Here is a 14,482-nt window from a genome sequence, read left to right as displayed (position 1 = left end):
GAAACCAACGATAGAGCGCGGCTAAATCACCCTCAAGGCCTTGAATCCATTCCCTATCAAGCTATCATCCAGGCCCAGCGGGGCTTGATAGTTTTCTATCAAGACGCTCAAGGGGGCTGTCATGAACAACAATAAACGCCCGACCATCGCCACCGTCGCCGCCCATGCGGGCCTCAGCGTGGCCACCGTCGACCGCGTGCTGAATGCGCGCGCGCCAGTCAATCCGCAAACGGCCGAGCAGGTGTTCCAGGCTGCCGAAGCGGTGGGCTATTTTGCTGCACGGTTGATCGGCCAGCGCATACGCGAACGCCGGCCCACCTATCGCTTCGGCATCCTGCTGCTGGGCACCGCCCAGGCGTTCTATGCCCACCTGGCGCAGTCGATCAGCGAGGCGGCGCAGCATCACGCCAGCGCCAACCTGACCTGCCAATTCGACTACATCCACGACCGCACACCCAGCGTCATCGTCGCGCAGATCGAACAACTGGCCGTGCAGTGTGATGCCCTCGCCGTGGTCAGCTTCGCCCACCCGCTGATCAACGCCTGCCTGGCGCAGATCCGCGAGGCCGGTGTGCCGGTGGTGGCCCTGCTTTCGGATATTCACGAGCAAGCCCTGGAACCCTATGTGGGCCAGGATAACCACGTGGTCGGGCGCACCATGGGCTGGCTGCTCGCCCGCACCTGCGGCGCACGCAAAGGCAGCGTGGGGATCCTGCTCGGCGGCCATCGCTTCCTCGGGCACCAGGCACGGGTCGAAGGCCTGCACAGCTACCTGGCCGAACACGCCCCGGGGCTCAAACCGCTGGAGCCGCTGATCAACCTGGACAACTGCGACATCACCGAAGAAGCCACCCTCGACCTGCTCACCCGCCACACCGACCTGCGCGGCCTGTGCGTGGTGGGCGGCGGCGGCGACGGCATCATCAGCGCCCTCGCGCAACTGCCCAAGCGCCCCGCGTTGTGCTGCATTTTGCAGGAGTCCACCGCGCTGTCACGCCAGGCGCTGAGCCAGGGGTTGATCGATGTGGTGATGGATTCCCAGCCCAGGCAGACGGCGAACGCGCTGGTGCAGCTGCTGGTGGAATTGCAGAGTGCCGAGGGGTTTGATCCGGGGCGGCATCGGGTGTATATCGCGCCGCAGATTGTGACGTCGGAGAACATGTGTGCCTGATACATGGAGATCAAAATGTGGGAGGGGGCTTGCCCCCGATGGCGGTGGATCAGTTAAGTAGATGTCAACTGACACTCCGCTATCGGGGCAAGGGCATCTACGCAACTTTTCAGACCCTGACAAATCTCCCTGTGGCGAGCGGGCCTGTCCCGCGCTGGGCTGCGCAGCAGCCCCAAAACCAGCCTCTACAGAGTGTCTGATACACCGCGATCTTCTTGACTGGGGCTGCTGCGCAGCCCAGCGCGGGACAAGCCCGCTCACCACGACAGCCCTATCTGTCGCGCTTTCAGCGTTGAGCCAACGTTGGGTAGATACCTATGGCTATCGGGGGCAAAACCCCTCCCACATTTCGACCCTATGCGCCGCGAAAATCTGCGGCACTCAGCCCGAGTCGACTCATCTTGTTGTACAGCCCACCTCGCGATACGTTCAGTTGCCGGGCGGCCAGGCGGATGTTGCCGCCGGTGCTTTTGAGGGCGGCGACGATGGCGTGCATTTCGTGGCTGCTCAGGTCCTGGGCGGGCTGAGGTTCGTGGTGGCGCAGCGTGGCGCGCGGTCTGGTTTCCAGGGGTAGATCGGCTGCCTGGATCAGTTCGCCCGTCGCCAGGTTGGTGGCGCGTTCGATGCTGTTTTCCAGCTCGCGCACATTGCCTGGCCAAGCGTAGGCCGAGAGCACTTCCAGCGCATCCGGGGCAAAGCCCTGCACCGCTTTACGCAGCGAACGCGCGCAGCGCGTAAGGAAGTGCCGCGCCAGCAACGGGATGTCTTCACGGCGCATGCGCAGCGGCGGTACGGTCAGGTTCAGGACGTTGAGGCGGTAGTAGAGGTCTTCACGGAACGCCCCTTCGGCCACCGCCTGGCTGAGGTTGCGGTGGGTGGCGGCGATGATCCTTACGTCCACTGGCCGTGAGCTTTTCGCGCCGACGCGGGTGATCTCGCCTTCCTGCAACACCCGCAACAGGCTGACCTGAGCATCGAAGGACATATCGCCAATCTCATCCAGAAAGATGGTGCCGCCATCCGCCAGTTCAAACTTGCCCGCCGACCCGCCCCGGGCCGAGCCGGTAAACGCACCCTCGACATGCCCGAACAGCTCGCTCTGCACCAGGTCCCGTGGGATCGCGCCGCAGTTGACCGCCACGAACGGGCCGTTGGCGCGGTCGCTGGCGTTGTGGATGGCCTGGGCGAACAGCTCCTTGCCGGTGCCGCTTTCGCCGAGGATCAGGGTGGTGGATTCACTGCGACTGGCGATGCGTCCCAGGTGCAGCGCGTCCTGGATCGCCCGCGACGTGCCCTGGATGGTGTCGAAGGTGTAGCGCGCCTGGGTGCTGATGATGCGCCGGGTGATTTCACGGATGCGGCGGTTCTCGCGCAGGGACACGATCACCCCGCCCTGCTCCAGCGGGCACACCGAGACCAGGCAGGCGAGCTGGCTGCGGTCGTGCAGGTGGAAGGTGCAATCGAGGTCACGCACCGGCTCACCGCCGCGCAAAAGCATGGCGTCACTCAATTCACTGCGGCCCAGGCGCTGGAAGGGGCTGCCGATCAGCTCCAGCCCCACCCCGAACAGTTGCCGGGCATAACGGTTGAGCGCCTTGATGCAGCCACGCTCATCGAGCACCACCAGGCCTTCGTTAAGCACTTCGAGCACGGTTTGCTGCTCTTCCAACAGCGCTTGCAGGGCCATCTGGCGGGAGACCGCTTCGGCAGCCGCTTGCACGGTGCCGAGGGTGTGAAAATGAAACCAGCCGGGTTCGGCGGTGAGGGTCAGCATCGCCAGGGTCTGGCCCTGGGCATTCCTGATCGGCGCGGCGGCGCAGTGCATGCGGCGTTGACGCAGGCCGCGGCCGAAGTTCTCCTCGGCCAGCACGTACACCAGGCGGTCTTCGGCCAGGGCCAGGCCGGTGCAGTTGGTGCCCTGGACCGATTCGAGCAGGCGGCTGCCGACGGGTGTGATGTCCAGCCCGCAGAAATACAGGGTGGTGCCCTCGGCGTCGGTGAGGTTGATATGCCCTCGCGGGTTATAGGCCAGCAAACCATGCATGACCTGCGCAGCGGCGGCGATCAGGACGCGGTGAGTGGCCAGGGTGGCGGAAAGGTCGTGGGGCGCCACAAAGCGGTACTGGCTGTCATCCGGGTCGATACCCGCCTCGACACTGCGGCGCCAGGAATCCCAGATCACCTGCCGCACCTCGGCCGGGCGCTGCACCTGCCCGGCGAGGCACGCGCGCCACGCCTGTTCCAGCGCAGCCACCGGGCCGTCGTTCAGCACCGCAGGCCCCAGGGCCGCCAGGTAGTCGAGGTCTTGTACGCTGAACGCCATGCTCATCGGGCGATATCCATGTTCATGTTTTTGACATGTCAGTATAGGCATGTCATCAGAATGAACACATTTTGTTTATTGTATTTTATAAAGTCTTAATTATCAGACAGTTATAAATTGGCATAACCTTTGCTCCAGCCCCTTTGCCAGCCAGGGCTGTCCTGCGGCCAACAATAAAAAGGGGTTATTTCATGAGTACACAGAACATCCGCCTGGGCTTGATCGGTGCAGGTCGCATGGGCAGCTTCCACGGCCTGACCGCTGCGCGACACATCCCCGGCGCAACCCTCGCCGCCATCGCCGACCCCACTCCCGGCCAAGCCGCACGCCTGGCGGCCGAACTGGGGGTAGCCAAGGTCTACACCGACCCGCAACAGCTGCTCGACGACCCGGACATCGACGGCGTCCTCATCGCCGCCCCCGCCCGCAGCCACGCAGAACTGGTGATCAGCGCCGCCCGCGCCGGCAAGGGGATCTTCTGCGAAAAACCCATGGCCATCACCCTCGACGAAGCCGACCGCGCCATTGCCGCCGCGGCCGATGCGCGCGTGCCGCTGCAGGTCGGTTTCAATCGGCGTTTCGCCAAGAGCTTCCGCACGGCCCACCTCGACGTGGCGGCCGGCCGCATCGGCACGCCGCAGTTGTTGCGCTCGCTGACCCGCGACCCGGCACTCAACAACCCGGCCAATTCGCCGCAATGGGTGATCTTCCTGGAAACCCTGATCCACGACTTCGACACCCTGCGCTACCTCAACCCCGGTGCCGAAGCGGTGCAGGTGTATGTGATGGCCGACGCATTGATCGCGCCGGAATACAAAAGCAAAGGTTTCCTCGACACCGCCGTGGTCGCGATCCGCTTCGACAACGGCGCCATCGCCACCGCCGAGGCCAACTTCCAGGCGGTGTACGGCTACGACGTGCGCGGCGAAGTGTTCGGCAGCGCCGGCATGCTGAGCATGGGCAGCCTCAACGACTCCGACCTGGTGCGCTACCTGGCCGAGGGCATCCAGGCCGACACCCAGCGCATGGACACCGACCTGCTGCGCGACGCCTACATCGCCGAACTCAACCACTTTGTCGACTGCCTGCGCAGCGGCGCCAAGCCCATGGCCAGCGGTGAAGACGCGCGCGCCGCCCTGGCGATCGCCCGCGCCTGTATCGAGTCGTTCGAGACCGGCAAGGCCGTGGCCGTGCAGGGAGCCCGCTGATGATCCCGTTCAAACTGGCGATCAGTGCCGAGATGGTGTTTCTCGACCTGCCCTTCGTCGAGCGCGTGAAGCGCATCCATGCACTGGGTTTCAGTGCCGAAATCTGGAACTGGACCAATAAAGACATCAGCGCCCTGGCCGCCACCGGCGCCGATTTCACCTCGATGACCGGCTATATCAGCGGCACCCTCACCGACCCCGACGGCATCCGCCAACTGCTCGACAGTGCGCGCGAATCCATCGGCGTCGCCGAGCGCCTGAACTGCCCCAGCCTCAACCTGCACGGCACCGGACTCGGTGACGGCGGCCTGCCGGTGCAGCCCGTGAGCCAGACCACCGGGCGCATGTGGCTGAGCGCGTGCAAGGCGCTGGAAAAAATCGCGCGCCTGGGCGAAGACGCCGGCCGCGTGTTCCTGCTGGAAAACCTCAACACTGAGGTCGACCACCCCGGCACCCCGTTCGCCCGTGCCGACGACACCCTGGCGCTGATCGAAGCCGTGGGCAGCCCGCACCTGAAGATGAACCTGGACCTGTACCACGCGCAGATCGGCGAAGGAAACCTGATCGAGCTGATCCAGCGCGCAGGCAGCGCCATCGGTGAAATCCAGGTGGCCGACGTGCCCGGACGCCAGGAGCCCGGCACCGGCGAAATCCACTACCCGGCCATTGCCAGGGCCCTGCACGCCATGGGTTACAACGGCGTGGTCGGCCTCGAAGGCTGGGCCAGCGGCGAAAGCGAGTTGGCCCTGGAGCGTTTCCGTCAAGCGTTCACCCTATAACAATAAAAGGAACACCCTCATGCATCGCTATTCATTGCTTGTTGCTGCGTTTTTACTGCTGTTCAGCCAATGGACCTTCGCCGCGTATCGCATCGGCGTGAGCATCGCGCGGGTCGACGATAACTTCATGACCTACGTGCGCACCGGCCTGGAAAATGCCGCCAAGCAACAGGACGTGCAGATCCAGTTCGAAGACGCCCAGGGCGACGTGGTGCGCCAGCTCAACCAGGTCGAAGGCTTTCTCAACCAGAAAGTCGACGCCGTGATCGTGCTGCCGGTGGACACCGCCGCCACCGCCAACATGACCCGCGCCGCCGTGGCGGCCAAGACGCCACTGGTGTACGTCAACCGCCACCCGGATGAGCGCACCTTGCCCAAGGGCGTGGTCACCGTGGCATCCAACGATATCGAGGCCGGGCAATTGCAGATGCGCTACCTCGCGGAAAAGCTCGGCGGCAAGGGCAATGTGGCGATCATCATGGGCGACCTCGCGCAGAACGCCACCCATGACCGCACCGAAGGCGTCAAGCAGGTGCTCAAGGACTTTCCCGGCATCAAGGTGGTGGAGCAGCAAAGCGCCGAGTGGCAACGCAACAAGGGCATGGACCTGACCAGCAACTGGCTGCTGGCCGGCACGCAGTTCGATGCGATTGTGGCCAATAACGATGAAATGGCGATTGGCGCGGCCATGGCCTTGCAACAGGCGGGCAAGGCCAAGGGCGAGATCGCGATTATCGGCATCGACGGCTTGCCCGACGGTCTGGCGGCGATCAAGCGCGGCATGCTCACCGCTTCGGTGTTCCAGGACCCCAAGGCCCAGGCCACGCAAGCGGTACAGTCGGCGATCAGGATGATCAAGGGCGAGCCGATCGAGTCCGAGGTGTGGGTACCGTTCGAGCTCATCAAGCCCGAACAGGTGGCGGTGTTCGAACAGCGCTACAAATAAATCGAAGATAAGGCGATCAAAATGGGGGAGGGGGCTTGCCCCCGATGGCAGTGGGTCAGTTGATACGTCCGTGACTGATCCACCGCTATCGGGGGCAAGCCCCCTCCCACACTTGGATCTCAATCAGTCCAGGTCACTTGCATCATGGCGCTCGGGCAACTGTTCCTCGCCCGACACCCGATTCACCCGCCGCCCACGCTGCACCGCCGGCCGCGCCTCAATCGCGTCCGCCCAGCGCTGTACGTGCTTGTACTCGTGCACCGAGAGAAACTCGGCCGCCCCATACAAGCGACCTTTGACCAACCCGCCGTACCACGGCCAGATGGCGATATCGGCGATGGTGTATTCATCCCCGGCGATGTATTCGCTCACGGCCAGGCGCTGGTCCAGCACATCCAGTTGGCGCTTGGTTTCCATGGCAAAGCGGTTGATCGGGTATTCCATTTTGCTCGGCGCATAGGCATAGAAATGCCCGAAGCCGCCGCCCAGGTAGGGCGCGCTGCCCATCTGCCAGAACAACCACGACAGGCATTCCGCGCGGGCCGCCGGCTCGGTGGGGAAGAAGGCGCCGAACTTCTCGGCCAGGTACTGCAGGATCGCGCCGGATTCGAACACGCGAATCGGCTGGGCGCCGCTGTGGTCCATCAAGGCCGGGATCTTCGAGTTCGGGTTGACCCCGACAAAGCCGCTGCCGAACTGGTCGCCGTCGCCGATCTTGATCAGCCAGGCGTCGTATTCCGCGCCGCTGTGCCCCAGGGCCAGCAGTTCCTCGAGCAGGATGGTGACCTTCTGCCCATTGGGCGTGGCCAGGGAATACAGCTGCAGCGGATGCTTGCCGACCGGCAATTGCTTTTCATGGGTGGCGCCGGCGATGGGCCGGTTGATGCTGGCGAAGGTGCCGCCGCTTTCGGTGTCCCAGGTCCAGACCTTGGGTGGGACATAGCTGGATGAATCGGTCATGCTCACTGCTCCTGAGGCGCTTGGAATGGATGAATTCAAAGCGCATCTTACCGATTGGCTCACATTCAGATACCCCACATGGCCGACAGACTTGAAGATATTCTCGCCAATCACCTGAGGGTCGTGTTCTGCGGCATCAACCCCGGCAAGGGTTCCGCCGCCCTCGGCCTGCATTTCGCCAACCGCAGCAACCGCTTCTGGCGCACCCTGCACCTGGCCGGCTTCACACCCCATGAAATCCGCCCCGAACACGGGCGTACGCTGCTGCACTACCACTGCGGCCTGACCACGTTGGTGGAACGTCCCACGGCCAGCGCGGGCGAATTGGCACGGCATGAGTTCACCCAGGCCGCGACGGGCTTCGAACACAAGATCCGCCACTGCGCGCCGCGCTTCGTGGCGTTCCTCGGCAAGCCCGGCTACAGCGCGTTGAGCGGCCAACGCGAGATCGCCTGGGGCTTGCAGCCAAAGATGTTGGGCGGCGCGTCAGTGTGGGTGCTGCCCAATCCCAGCGGGCGCAACCTGGCGTTCAGCCTGGAGCAGTTGGTGCAGGCGTATCAACAATTGCGCCGGGCGACCGAGTGCCCTTAATCTCTTGGGCTCGTCACCCTGACAGCAATGGAGGCTTCATGAAACTGATCGGCATGCTGGACTCGCCCTACGTGCGCCGCGTGGCCATTTCCCTGGACCTGTACGGGGTGGATTTCGTGCATGAACCCCTGTCCGTGTTCCGCACCTTCGACGAATTTGCGCAGATCAACCCGGTGGTCAAGGCCCCTACCCTGGTGCTGGACGACGGCACGGTATTGATGGACTCCAGCCTGATCCTGGAGTACCTGGAAACCCTGGCCCCGGCTGACAGGAAGCTGTTGCCCCAGCATCCAGCGGCACTTGCCAAGGACTTGCACGTTCTGGGACTGGCGCTGGCAGCCTGTGAGAAGAGCGTGCAGATCGTCTATGAACACAACCTGCGCCCGGCCGAGAAGCTGCATGCACCGTGGCTTGAGCGCGTGAGCGGGCAATTGCTCGCGGCCTATGGGTTGCTGGACAAGCAACTGGGCGACAGCGAAGCACTGACCCAGGCGTCGATTACGGCGGCGGTGGCCTGGTCGTTCAGCCAGTTCACCGTGGCGTCGGTGGTCAAGGCGGATGCATTTCCCAACCTGCAACGGCATGCCGAAAGGCTGGAGCAGCATCCGGCGTTCAGGCGTTACCCCATCGCCTAAGCACAGCAGTTCAAATGTGGGAGGGGGCTTGCCGCCGATAAGGGTGGATCAGTTATAGAAGTACTGCCTGAACCACCGCTATCGGGGGCAAGCCCCCTCCCACATTGATTTGGGTTGCCTGAACTGACGTGTTCGGCTCAGACCCAGCCGCCATCCACAATAAAGTTCTGCGCCGAACACATCGCCGAGGCATCGGACGCGAGAAACAGCGCCATATTGGCGATGTGTTCCGGCAGTACGCTGCCGGGCAGGCACTGGCTGCGGCTGATCAGTTCCTTGGCGGCGTCATCCACCCACATGGCCAGCTGTTTTTCGGTCATCACCCAGCCCGGCACCAGTGTGTTCACCCGGATACGGTTCGGCCCCAGTTCTCGTGCCAGCGCGCGGGTCATGCCGTGGGCGGCGGCCTTGCTGGCGGCGTACACCGGGTAGCCGGCGGAGGCCATCATCCAGCCTACGGAGCCGAGGTTGATGATCGAACCGCTGCCGGCGCGTTTCATCATCGGCACCACGGCCTTGGCGGCAAAGAAGGCGTGTTTGAGGTTGACCGAGATCAGCTTGTCGAAGGTTTCCGAATCGACTTCTTCCAGGGTGTGGCGCACGTCATTGGCGGCGTTGTTCACCAGTACGCTGATCGGCCCCAGGGAATGCTCGAAGCGCCCTATCGCCGCCTTGTAGGCGATTTCATCGGTGATGTCGCAGCACACGAACTCCACGGCATGCCCCTGGGAACTCAACAGCGCCGCCAGGCGTTCGCCCTGGCTTTGCGCGCGGTCCACAAAGCCGACCTTGGCACCCTGCACGGCGAAGGCGCGCACCATGAATTCGCCGATCCCCGAGGCGCCCCCGGAAATCAGTACGGTTTTGCCTTTGAGGTCGGGATAAACGGCGTGTTCAGTACTCATAAAAGGATGCCTCGATCAATTAGTCTTATTTTATTTTACGAAATCGGCTTTAAAGGCTATAAATTCGCTGTCCAACCGACAAAATATCGCTATTAGTAGAACTATTCCACTCAAAACAACAAAAGGAAGTTCGACCATGAAGCACCCTCGATACCTGCTGTCCGGCCTGGCGCTGTCCATGCTGATCGCCAGCGGCGGCGCCCAGGCGGCCGGCCTGAGCAGCGAGCAAAAACCTTTCGGTAAAACCAACGACGGCACTGCCGTCGAACAGTACATCCTGCGCAACAGCCACGGCATGCAAGCCACGGTCATCACCTATGGCGGCGTGTTGCAGTCGCTGAAAGTGCCGGACAAAAACGGCAAGGTCGACGACGTGGTGCTGGGCTTTGACGACGTGCAGGGCTATCAAGCCGGTACGGCGTTTTTCGGCGCAACCATCGGCCGCTTCGGCAATCGCCTGGCCGGCGGTGCCTTTGAACTCGATGGCAAGCGCTTCCAGGTGCCGCTCAACGACGGCCCCAACTCACTGCATGGCGGCGCCCAGGGCTTCGACAAGCAGGTGTGGAAGGCCGAGCCGGTCAAGGACAAGGACTCGGTCGGCGTGAAGCTGAGCTACCTGTCCAAGGACGGCGAGATGGGCTTTCCCGGTAATTTGAAAACCGAAGTCACCTATCGCCTCAACGACAGGAACGAACTGCACATCGACTACAAGGCCACCACCGACAAGCCGACGGTACTCAACCTCACCAATCACAGCTACTTCAACCTGGCCGGTGCGGGTAACGGCGACATCCTCAAGCACGTCGCTACATTGCATGCCAGCCATTACACGCCGGTGAATGCCACCTTGATTCCTACCGGCGAACTGGCACCGGTCAAGGGCACGCCGATGGACTTCCTCAAGCCCACCCCGATCGGCCAGCACATCAAGGAAGATCACCCGCAGCTCAAGTTTGCCGAGCCGAAACAGGGTGGGTTTGACTTCAACTGGGCGCTGGACACCAAGGGCGACGTCAAGCAACTCGCCGCCGAGGTGCATGACCCGGCGTCAGGCCGGCGCTTGCAGCTCTACACCAGCGAACCGGGCGTGCAGTTCTACACCAGCAACTTCCTGGATGGTTCGGTGAAGGGCAAAGGTGGCAAGACCTACCTGCACTGGAGTGGTTTCACCTTGGAGACCCAGCACTATCCGGATGCGCCTAACCAACCGACGTTTGCCTCGACCCGTTTGAATCCAGGGCAGACGTATACCCAGAACACCGTCTTCAAGTTCTCCGCTGATTAACCTGACATCAACCCGCTTCGGTTAACGAAGCGGGCTTTTTTTGTGGTGAGCGGGCTTGCCCCGCGCTGGGGCGCGAAGCGGCCCTGAAACCCGCGACCCGGTTCAGCCTGGAAGAATGCAGTGACTGTGTTGGGGCCGCTTCGCGCCCCAGCGCGGGGCAAGCCCGCTCACTACAACCGGCTTGTTTACCACCATCAGCGTTGTTTCATGCGGTCGATGACCACCGCCAGCAGCAGGATCGAACCACGGATCACGTATTGGTAGAAGGTGTCGATGTTCTTCAGGTTCATCGCGTTCTCGATGATCGCCAAAATCAACACCCCGGCGATCACGTGGCGAATCATGCCGATGCCGCCGCTCAGCGACACCCCGCCCAGCACGCAGGCAGAAATCACCGTCAGCTCGAAACCCTGGCCGATCATCGGCTGGCCCGAGGTCATGCGCGAAGCGAGGATCACCCCGGCCAATGCGCCGATCAGGCCGTGCACGGCGAAGATCAGGATCTTGGTGCGGTCGACATTCACCCCCGCCAGCAACGCCGCTTCCGGGTTACCGCCGATGGCCATGGTGTTGCGCCCGTAGGTGGTGTAGTTGAGCAGCCAGCCGAAAAATAGGAAGCACACGATGGTGATCAGGATCGGCACCGGCACGCCCAGCAGTTGGCCATTGCCAAAGATAAAGAACTGGTCCTGGGATACGCCCACCGCCTTGCCGTCGGCAAAGATATAGGCCAGGCCGCGCACGATCTGCATGGTCGCCAGGGTGGTGATCAACGCATTGACCCGCAGCTTGGCGATCACGATGCCGTTGATCAGCCCCACGACCAGGCCCATCAGCAGCGCCGCGCCAATGCCCAGAATGACGCTGTCGGTGTCGCGCATCACAATCGCCGCCACCACGCCGGCGCAGGCGATCACCGAGCCCACCGACAGGTCGAAGTGCCCCGACGCCAGGCAGAACAGCATGGTGCAGGCGGCAATGCCCACGGTGGAAATCGCCAGGCCCAGGCCGCGCATGTTCAACGGCGAAAGGAAGTTATCGATGAGCAAGGCGCACAGGACAAAGATGCCCACCGCCGCCAGCAGCATCGCCCAGTTGTCGAGCAGTGCGCGCATATCGAGGGGTTTGCGTGCCGTCGGCAGCGCGTTGTTTTGAGTGGTCATGGTCTTCTCTCAGTTCGCCAGGCCGCGCGGCAGGGCCAGTTGCAGCAGGTTGGATTCGGTCGCGTGTTCGCGGGTCTGTTCGCCGCGCATCGCGCCTTCGCACAGCACCAGGATGCGGTCGGAGATGCCCATCACTTCCATGAGGTCGCTGGACACCACGATCACCGCAATGCCCTGGGCCGCGAGGTTATGAATAATCTGGTAGATCTCGGCCTTGGCGCCGATGTCGATGCCGCGGGTCGGTTCGTCCAGCAGCAGGACCTTCATCGGCATCGACAGCCAGCGGCCAAGAATGGCTTTCTGCTGGTTGCCGCCGGACAGGTACATGATCTTTTGCGCGGCAGTCGGGGTTTTGACCTTCATCGCCTTGATCTGCTGGTCGGCGTTGCCCTTCTCCCAGCCATCGCGCAGCAACCAGCCGAACGAAGAGTGGGCGCCACGGGCGCTGATGTTGATGTTCTCGGCGACGCTGGACAGCGGAATGATGCCTTCCTTCTTGCGGTCCTCGGGGCACAGCAGTACACCGGCGGCGATGGCGTCGCGGGGCGAGCGCAGTTGCAGGGCCTCCCCGCATAACTCAAGGCTGCCGGCACTGGCGCGCTCCAAACCGCTGAGCAAACGGAACAACTCCGTGCGCCCTGCCCCCACCAAGCCGAACAGGCCGAGAATCTCGCCTTTGCGCACCTCAAAACTGATCGGCTCCCGCAAACCCGGGCCCAATAAACCCTCGACCTTGAGCGCCACCTCGCCGTGCTCGCGCGGGCGGTAGTCGTAGATGTCCTGGATGTCGCGACCGACCATGCAGGTCACCAACTGGTCGTGGGTCAGCGCGCTCATGTCATCGAAGGTGCGCACGTAGCGGCCGTCCTTGAACACCGTGACCGCGTTGCAGATGCGGAACACTTCTTCCATGCGGTGCGACACATAGAGCACCACTTTGCCCTCGTCCCGCAGGCGCGTGATGATCGCCATCAAGCGGTCGATCTCCCGCGCCGACAGGCTGCTGGTGGGTTCGTCGAAGGCAATCACATGGGCGCCACGGGACAGCGCCTTGGCGATTTCCACCAATTGCCGCTGGCCCAGGGACAGACGCCCGAGTTTTTCCTCAGGGTCGATTTCATCCGCCAGGCCCTTGAGACAGGCCAGGGCCTGCTTGCGCAGCAGGCCCCGGTTGACCACGCCGAAGCGCGAGGGCAAATGCCCGAGGAACAGGTTTTCGGCGACGGTCATTTCCGGCACCAGGTGCAGCTCCTGGTGGATCACCGCGACGCCGCTGGCGATGCTGTCGGCGGCGCACTTGAACGCCATGGTCTGCGCGCCGATCTGCACGCTGCCGCTGCTGGGGATATAGGCCCCGCCCAATATCTTCAGCAGCGTCGACTTGCCCGCGCCGTTCTCGCCCATCAAGGCGTGCACCTGCCCCGGGTGGGCGGTGAAGCTGATGCCGTCCAGCGCCTTGACCCCGGGAAAGGTCTTGCCGATAGCGTCAAAACGCAGGGCCGCCGCCGTCATTTCCACAGCCCGATCTTGGTCAGTTCTTCCTGGAAGTTGGCGCGGGTGATCAGGGTCACTTCATCCATGGCCGTGTATTTAGGCGGCTCGGTGCCCTTGGTGACCCACTCGTACATCATCAACGCAGTGTTGTAGCCCTCGATGTGCGGGCTTGGCAGCATCGAGCCGAAGAAGCCGCTGTTGGCCTTCTTCAATTCGCCGATGGCGTCGGTGCCATTAATACCGATACCGATCACATTGGCCGCAGCGAAACCGGCGCTTTCGGTGGCGCGCACGCCGCCGAGCACGGTGTTGTCGTTCATGCCGCCGATGATCAGGTTTTTCGCACCGCTGGGCAGCTTGACCAAGGCCGAGTTGGTGGCGTCCATGCTGCCCGGGACGTCGAGGGTTTTCAGCGCGGCGGTGAGGATGTGGTCCTTGGGAATGCCGGCTTCTTCCAGGGATTTGATCGAGCCGTCGGTGCGTTTCTTGCCGGTGTCGAGTTCATTGAAGGTGTTGATCACCGCGTAGGTGTCCTTCCAGTCCCAACCGCGTTTTTTCGCCTCGGCAGCCATGGCCGCGCCCTGTTTCTGGCCGACTCCAAACGCGGCCATGCCCAGGTACGGCACGTCCTCCATGAAGTTGCCCTTGGCATCGACAAAGCGGTCATCCACGGCAATCACTTTCAAGCCGTTGGCCTTGGCCTTGGCGACGATGGCCGGGCCCAGGGACACGTCCGGCGGGCAGATCACAAAGCCCTTGGCGCCGTTGGCGGCCAGGCTGTCGATGGCCGAGAGGGTTTTCTCGCCATCGGGCACGGCGATCTTGATCACAGTAAAGCCATGTTCCTTGCCGGCTTTTTCGGCGAAGGCCCATTCGGTCTGGAACCACGGTTCCTCGGCCTGCTTGACCAGGAAGCCGATCTTCACTTCTTCAGCGGCCAGCAACAGCCCGCTCAAGCTCATGGCCGAGACCGCCACAGCGGCGCAGCACAGGGAACGGATACCACGACGACGATGATTCAT

13 protein-coding genes are annotated in these 14,482 nt (G+C 63.0%); 7 read left to right on the top strand and 6 right to left on the bottom strand.

What is annotated here, in order from left to right; genetic code table 11:
- Positions 1-121: 121 nt before the first annotated feature.
- Entirely contained in the window at positions 122-1,171 is a 1,050-nt protein-coding gene (locus AC07OP_RS19550; RefSeq protein WP_098479791.1) for a LacI family DNA-binding transcriptional regulator, read from the top strand.
- Between the two features lie 355 nt (positions 1,172-1,526).
- Here AC07OP_RS19550 and AC07OP_RS19545 read toward each other — a convergent pair whose 3' ends face one another.
- Positions 1,527-3,500 carry a sigma-54 interaction domain-containing protein gene (locus AC07OP_RS19545; RefSeq protein WP_495102205.1) on the bottom strand — a complete coding sequence of 658 codons (1,974 nt, stop codon included), beginning with the start codon at positions 3,498-3,500 and terminating at the stop codon, positions 1,527-1,529.
- Positions 3,501-3,685: 185 nt separating this feature from the next.
- On the opposite strand from AC07OP_RS19545, the gene AC07OP_RS19540 reads away from it, so the two are divergent.
- Genes AC07OP_RS19540 through AC07OP_RS19530 form a run of 3 tightly spaced genes read left to right on the top strand, consistent with a single transcriptional unit; the run spans position 3,686 to position 6,427 of the window.
- Entirely contained in the window at positions 3,686-4,702 is a 1,017-nt protein-coding gene (locus AC07OP_RS19540; protein WP_098479793.1) for a Gfo/Idh/MocA family oxidoreductase, read from the top strand.
- On the top strand, positions 4,702-5,481 hold the full coding sequence (locus AC07OP_RS19535) for a TIM barrel protein (RefSeq protein ID WP_495102204.1): 780 nt from the start codon (positions 4,702-4,704) through the stop codon (positions 5,479-5,481). The genes AC07OP_RS19540 and AC07OP_RS19535 overlap by 1 nt, the downstream gene beginning before the upstream one ends.
- Before the next feature lie 19 nt (positions 5,482-5,500).
- Positions 5,501-6,427: a sugar ABC transporter substrate-binding protein gene (locus tag AC07OP_RS19530; RefSeq protein ID WP_027607581.1), complete on the top strand. Its 927-nt coding sequence runs from the start codon at positions 5,501-5,503 to the stop codon at positions 6,425-6,427.
- Positions 6,428-6,550: 123 nt separating this feature from the next.
- On the opposite strand, the gene yghU is transcribed toward AC07OP_RS19530, so the two are convergent.
- On the bottom strand, positions 6,551-7,387 hold the full coding sequence (gene yghU, locus AC07OP_RS19525; protein WP_065939862.1) for a glutathione-dependent disulfide-bond oxidoreductase: 837 nt from the start codon (positions 7,385-7,387) through the stop codon (positions 6,551-6,553).
- Positions 7,388-7,465: 78 nt separating this feature from the next.
- On the opposite strand from yghU, the gene mug reads away from it, so the two are divergent.
- The gene (gene mug, locus AC07OP_RS19520) at positions 7,466-7,978 is read left to right on the top strand and encodes a G/U mismatch-specific DNA glycosylase (RefSeq protein WP_495102203.1); all 513 of its coding nucleotides are present in this window, start codon (positions 7,466-7,468) and stop codon (positions 7,976-7,978) included.
- A gap of 38 nt (positions 7,979-8,016) precedes the next feature.
- On the top strand, positions 8,017-8,613 hold the full coding sequence (locus tag AC07OP_RS19515) for a glutathione S-transferase family protein (RefSeq protein WP_495102202.1): 597 nt from the start codon (positions 8,017-8,019) through the stop codon (positions 8,611-8,613).
- A gap of 137 nt (positions 8,614-8,750) precedes the next feature.
- Here the strand turns inward: AC07OP_RS19515 and AC07OP_RS19510 are convergent, their stop codons facing one another.
- On the bottom strand, positions 8,751-9,518 hold the full coding sequence (locus tag AC07OP_RS19510) for an SDR family NAD(P)-dependent oxidoreductase (protein WP_027607585.1): 768 nt from the start codon (positions 9,516-9,518) through the stop codon (positions 8,751-8,753).
- 136 nt (positions 9,519-9,654) lie between these two features.
- Between AC07OP_RS19510 and AC07OP_RS19505 the strand changes: the two genes are divergently transcribed.
- Entirely contained in the window at positions 9,655-10,803 is a 1,149-nt protein-coding gene (locus AC07OP_RS19505; protein ID WP_098479795.1) for an aldose epimerase family protein, read from the top strand.
- A 194-nt stretch (positions 10,804-10,997) separates the two neighbouring features.
- Here the strand turns inward: AC07OP_RS19505 and araH are convergent, their stop codons facing one another.
- The 3 genes from araH to AC07OP_RS19490 are packed head-to-tail and all read right to left on the bottom strand — an operon-like array spanning position 10,998 to position 14,482.
- Positions 10,998-11,966 carry an L-arabinose ABC transporter permease AraH gene (gene araH, locus AC07OP_RS19500; RefSeq protein ID WP_495102201.1) on the bottom strand — a complete coding sequence of 323 codons (969 nt, stop codon included), beginning with the start codon at positions 11,964-11,966 and terminating at the stop codon, positions 10,998-11,000.
- A gap of 9 nt (positions 11,967-11,975) precedes the next feature.
- The gene (gene araG, locus AC07OP_RS19495) at positions 11,976-13,478 is read right to left on the bottom strand and encodes an L-arabinose ABC transporter ATP-binding protein AraG (protein WP_495102229.1); all 1,503 of its coding nucleotides are present in this window, start codon (positions 13,476-13,478) and stop codon (positions 11,976-11,978) included.
- Positions 13,475-14,482, bottom strand: a complete 1,008-nt coding sequence (locus AC07OP_RS19490) for a substrate-binding domain-containing protein (protein ID WP_495102200.1) — start codon at positions 14,480-14,482, stop codon at positions 13,475-13,477. The genes araG and AC07OP_RS19490 overlap by 4 nt, the downstream gene beginning before the upstream one ends.

The organism is Pseudomonas sp. GW821-FHT09D08, assembly GCF_059416305.1.
This window is presented reverse-complemented; position numbering and strand designations above follow the sequence as displayed.

What these genes read in the sequence shown, in the direction of transcription:
- AC07OP_RS19550 (WP_098479791.1), top strand. Translation starts at nt 122, where the DNA reads ATGAACAACAATAAACGCCCGACCATCGCCACCGTCGCCGCCCATGCG.
- AC07OP_RS19545 (WP_495102205.1), bottom strand. Translation starts at nt 3,500, where the DNA reads ATGAGCATGGCGTTCAGCGTACAAGACCTCGACTACCTGGCGGCCCTG.
- AC07OP_RS19540 (WP_098479793.1), top strand. Translation starts at nt 3,686, where the DNA reads ATGAGTACACAGAACATCCGCCTGGGCTTGATCGGTGCAGGTCGCATG.
- AC07OP_RS19535 (WP_495102204.1), top strand. Translation starts at nt 4,702, where the DNA reads ATGATCCCGTTCAAACTGGCGATCAGTGCCGAGATGGTGTTTCTCGAC.
- AC07OP_RS19530 (WP_027607581.1), top strand. Translation starts at nt 5,501, where the DNA reads ATGCATCGCTATTCATTGCTTGTTGCTGCGTTTTTACTGCTGTTCAGC.
- yghU (WP_065939862.1), bottom strand. Translation starts at nt 7,387, where the DNA reads ATGACCGATTCATCCAGCTATGTCCCACCCAAGGTCTGGACCTGGGAC.
- mug (WP_495102203.1), top strand. Translation starts at nt 7,466, where the DNA reads ATGGCCGACAGACTTGAAGATATTCTCGCCAATCACCTGAGGGTCGTG.
- AC07OP_RS19515 (WP_495102202.1), top strand. Translation starts at nt 8,017, where the DNA reads ATGAAACTGATCGGCATGCTGGACTCGCCCTACGTGCGCCGCGTGGCC.
- AC07OP_RS19510 (WP_027607585.1), bottom strand. Translation starts at nt 9,518, where the DNA reads ATGAGTACTGAACACGCCGTTTATCCCGACCTCAAAGGCAAAACCGTA.
- AC07OP_RS19505 (WP_098479795.1), top strand. Translation starts at nt 9,655, where the DNA reads ATGAAGCACCCTCGATACCTGCTGTCCGGCCTGGCGCTGTCCATGCTG.
- araH (WP_495102201.1), bottom strand. Translation starts at nt 11,966, where the DNA reads ATGACCACTCAAAACAACGCGCTGCCGACGGCACGCAAACCCCTCGAT.
- araG (WP_495102229.1), bottom strand. Translation starts at nt 13,478, where the DNA reads ATGACGGCGGCGGCCCTGCGTTTTGACGCTATCGGCAAGACCTTTCCC.
- AC07OP_RS19490 (WP_495102200.1), bottom strand. Translation starts at nt 14,482, where the DNA reads ATGAATCATCGTCGTCGTGGTATCCGTTCCCTGTGCTGCGCCGCTGTG.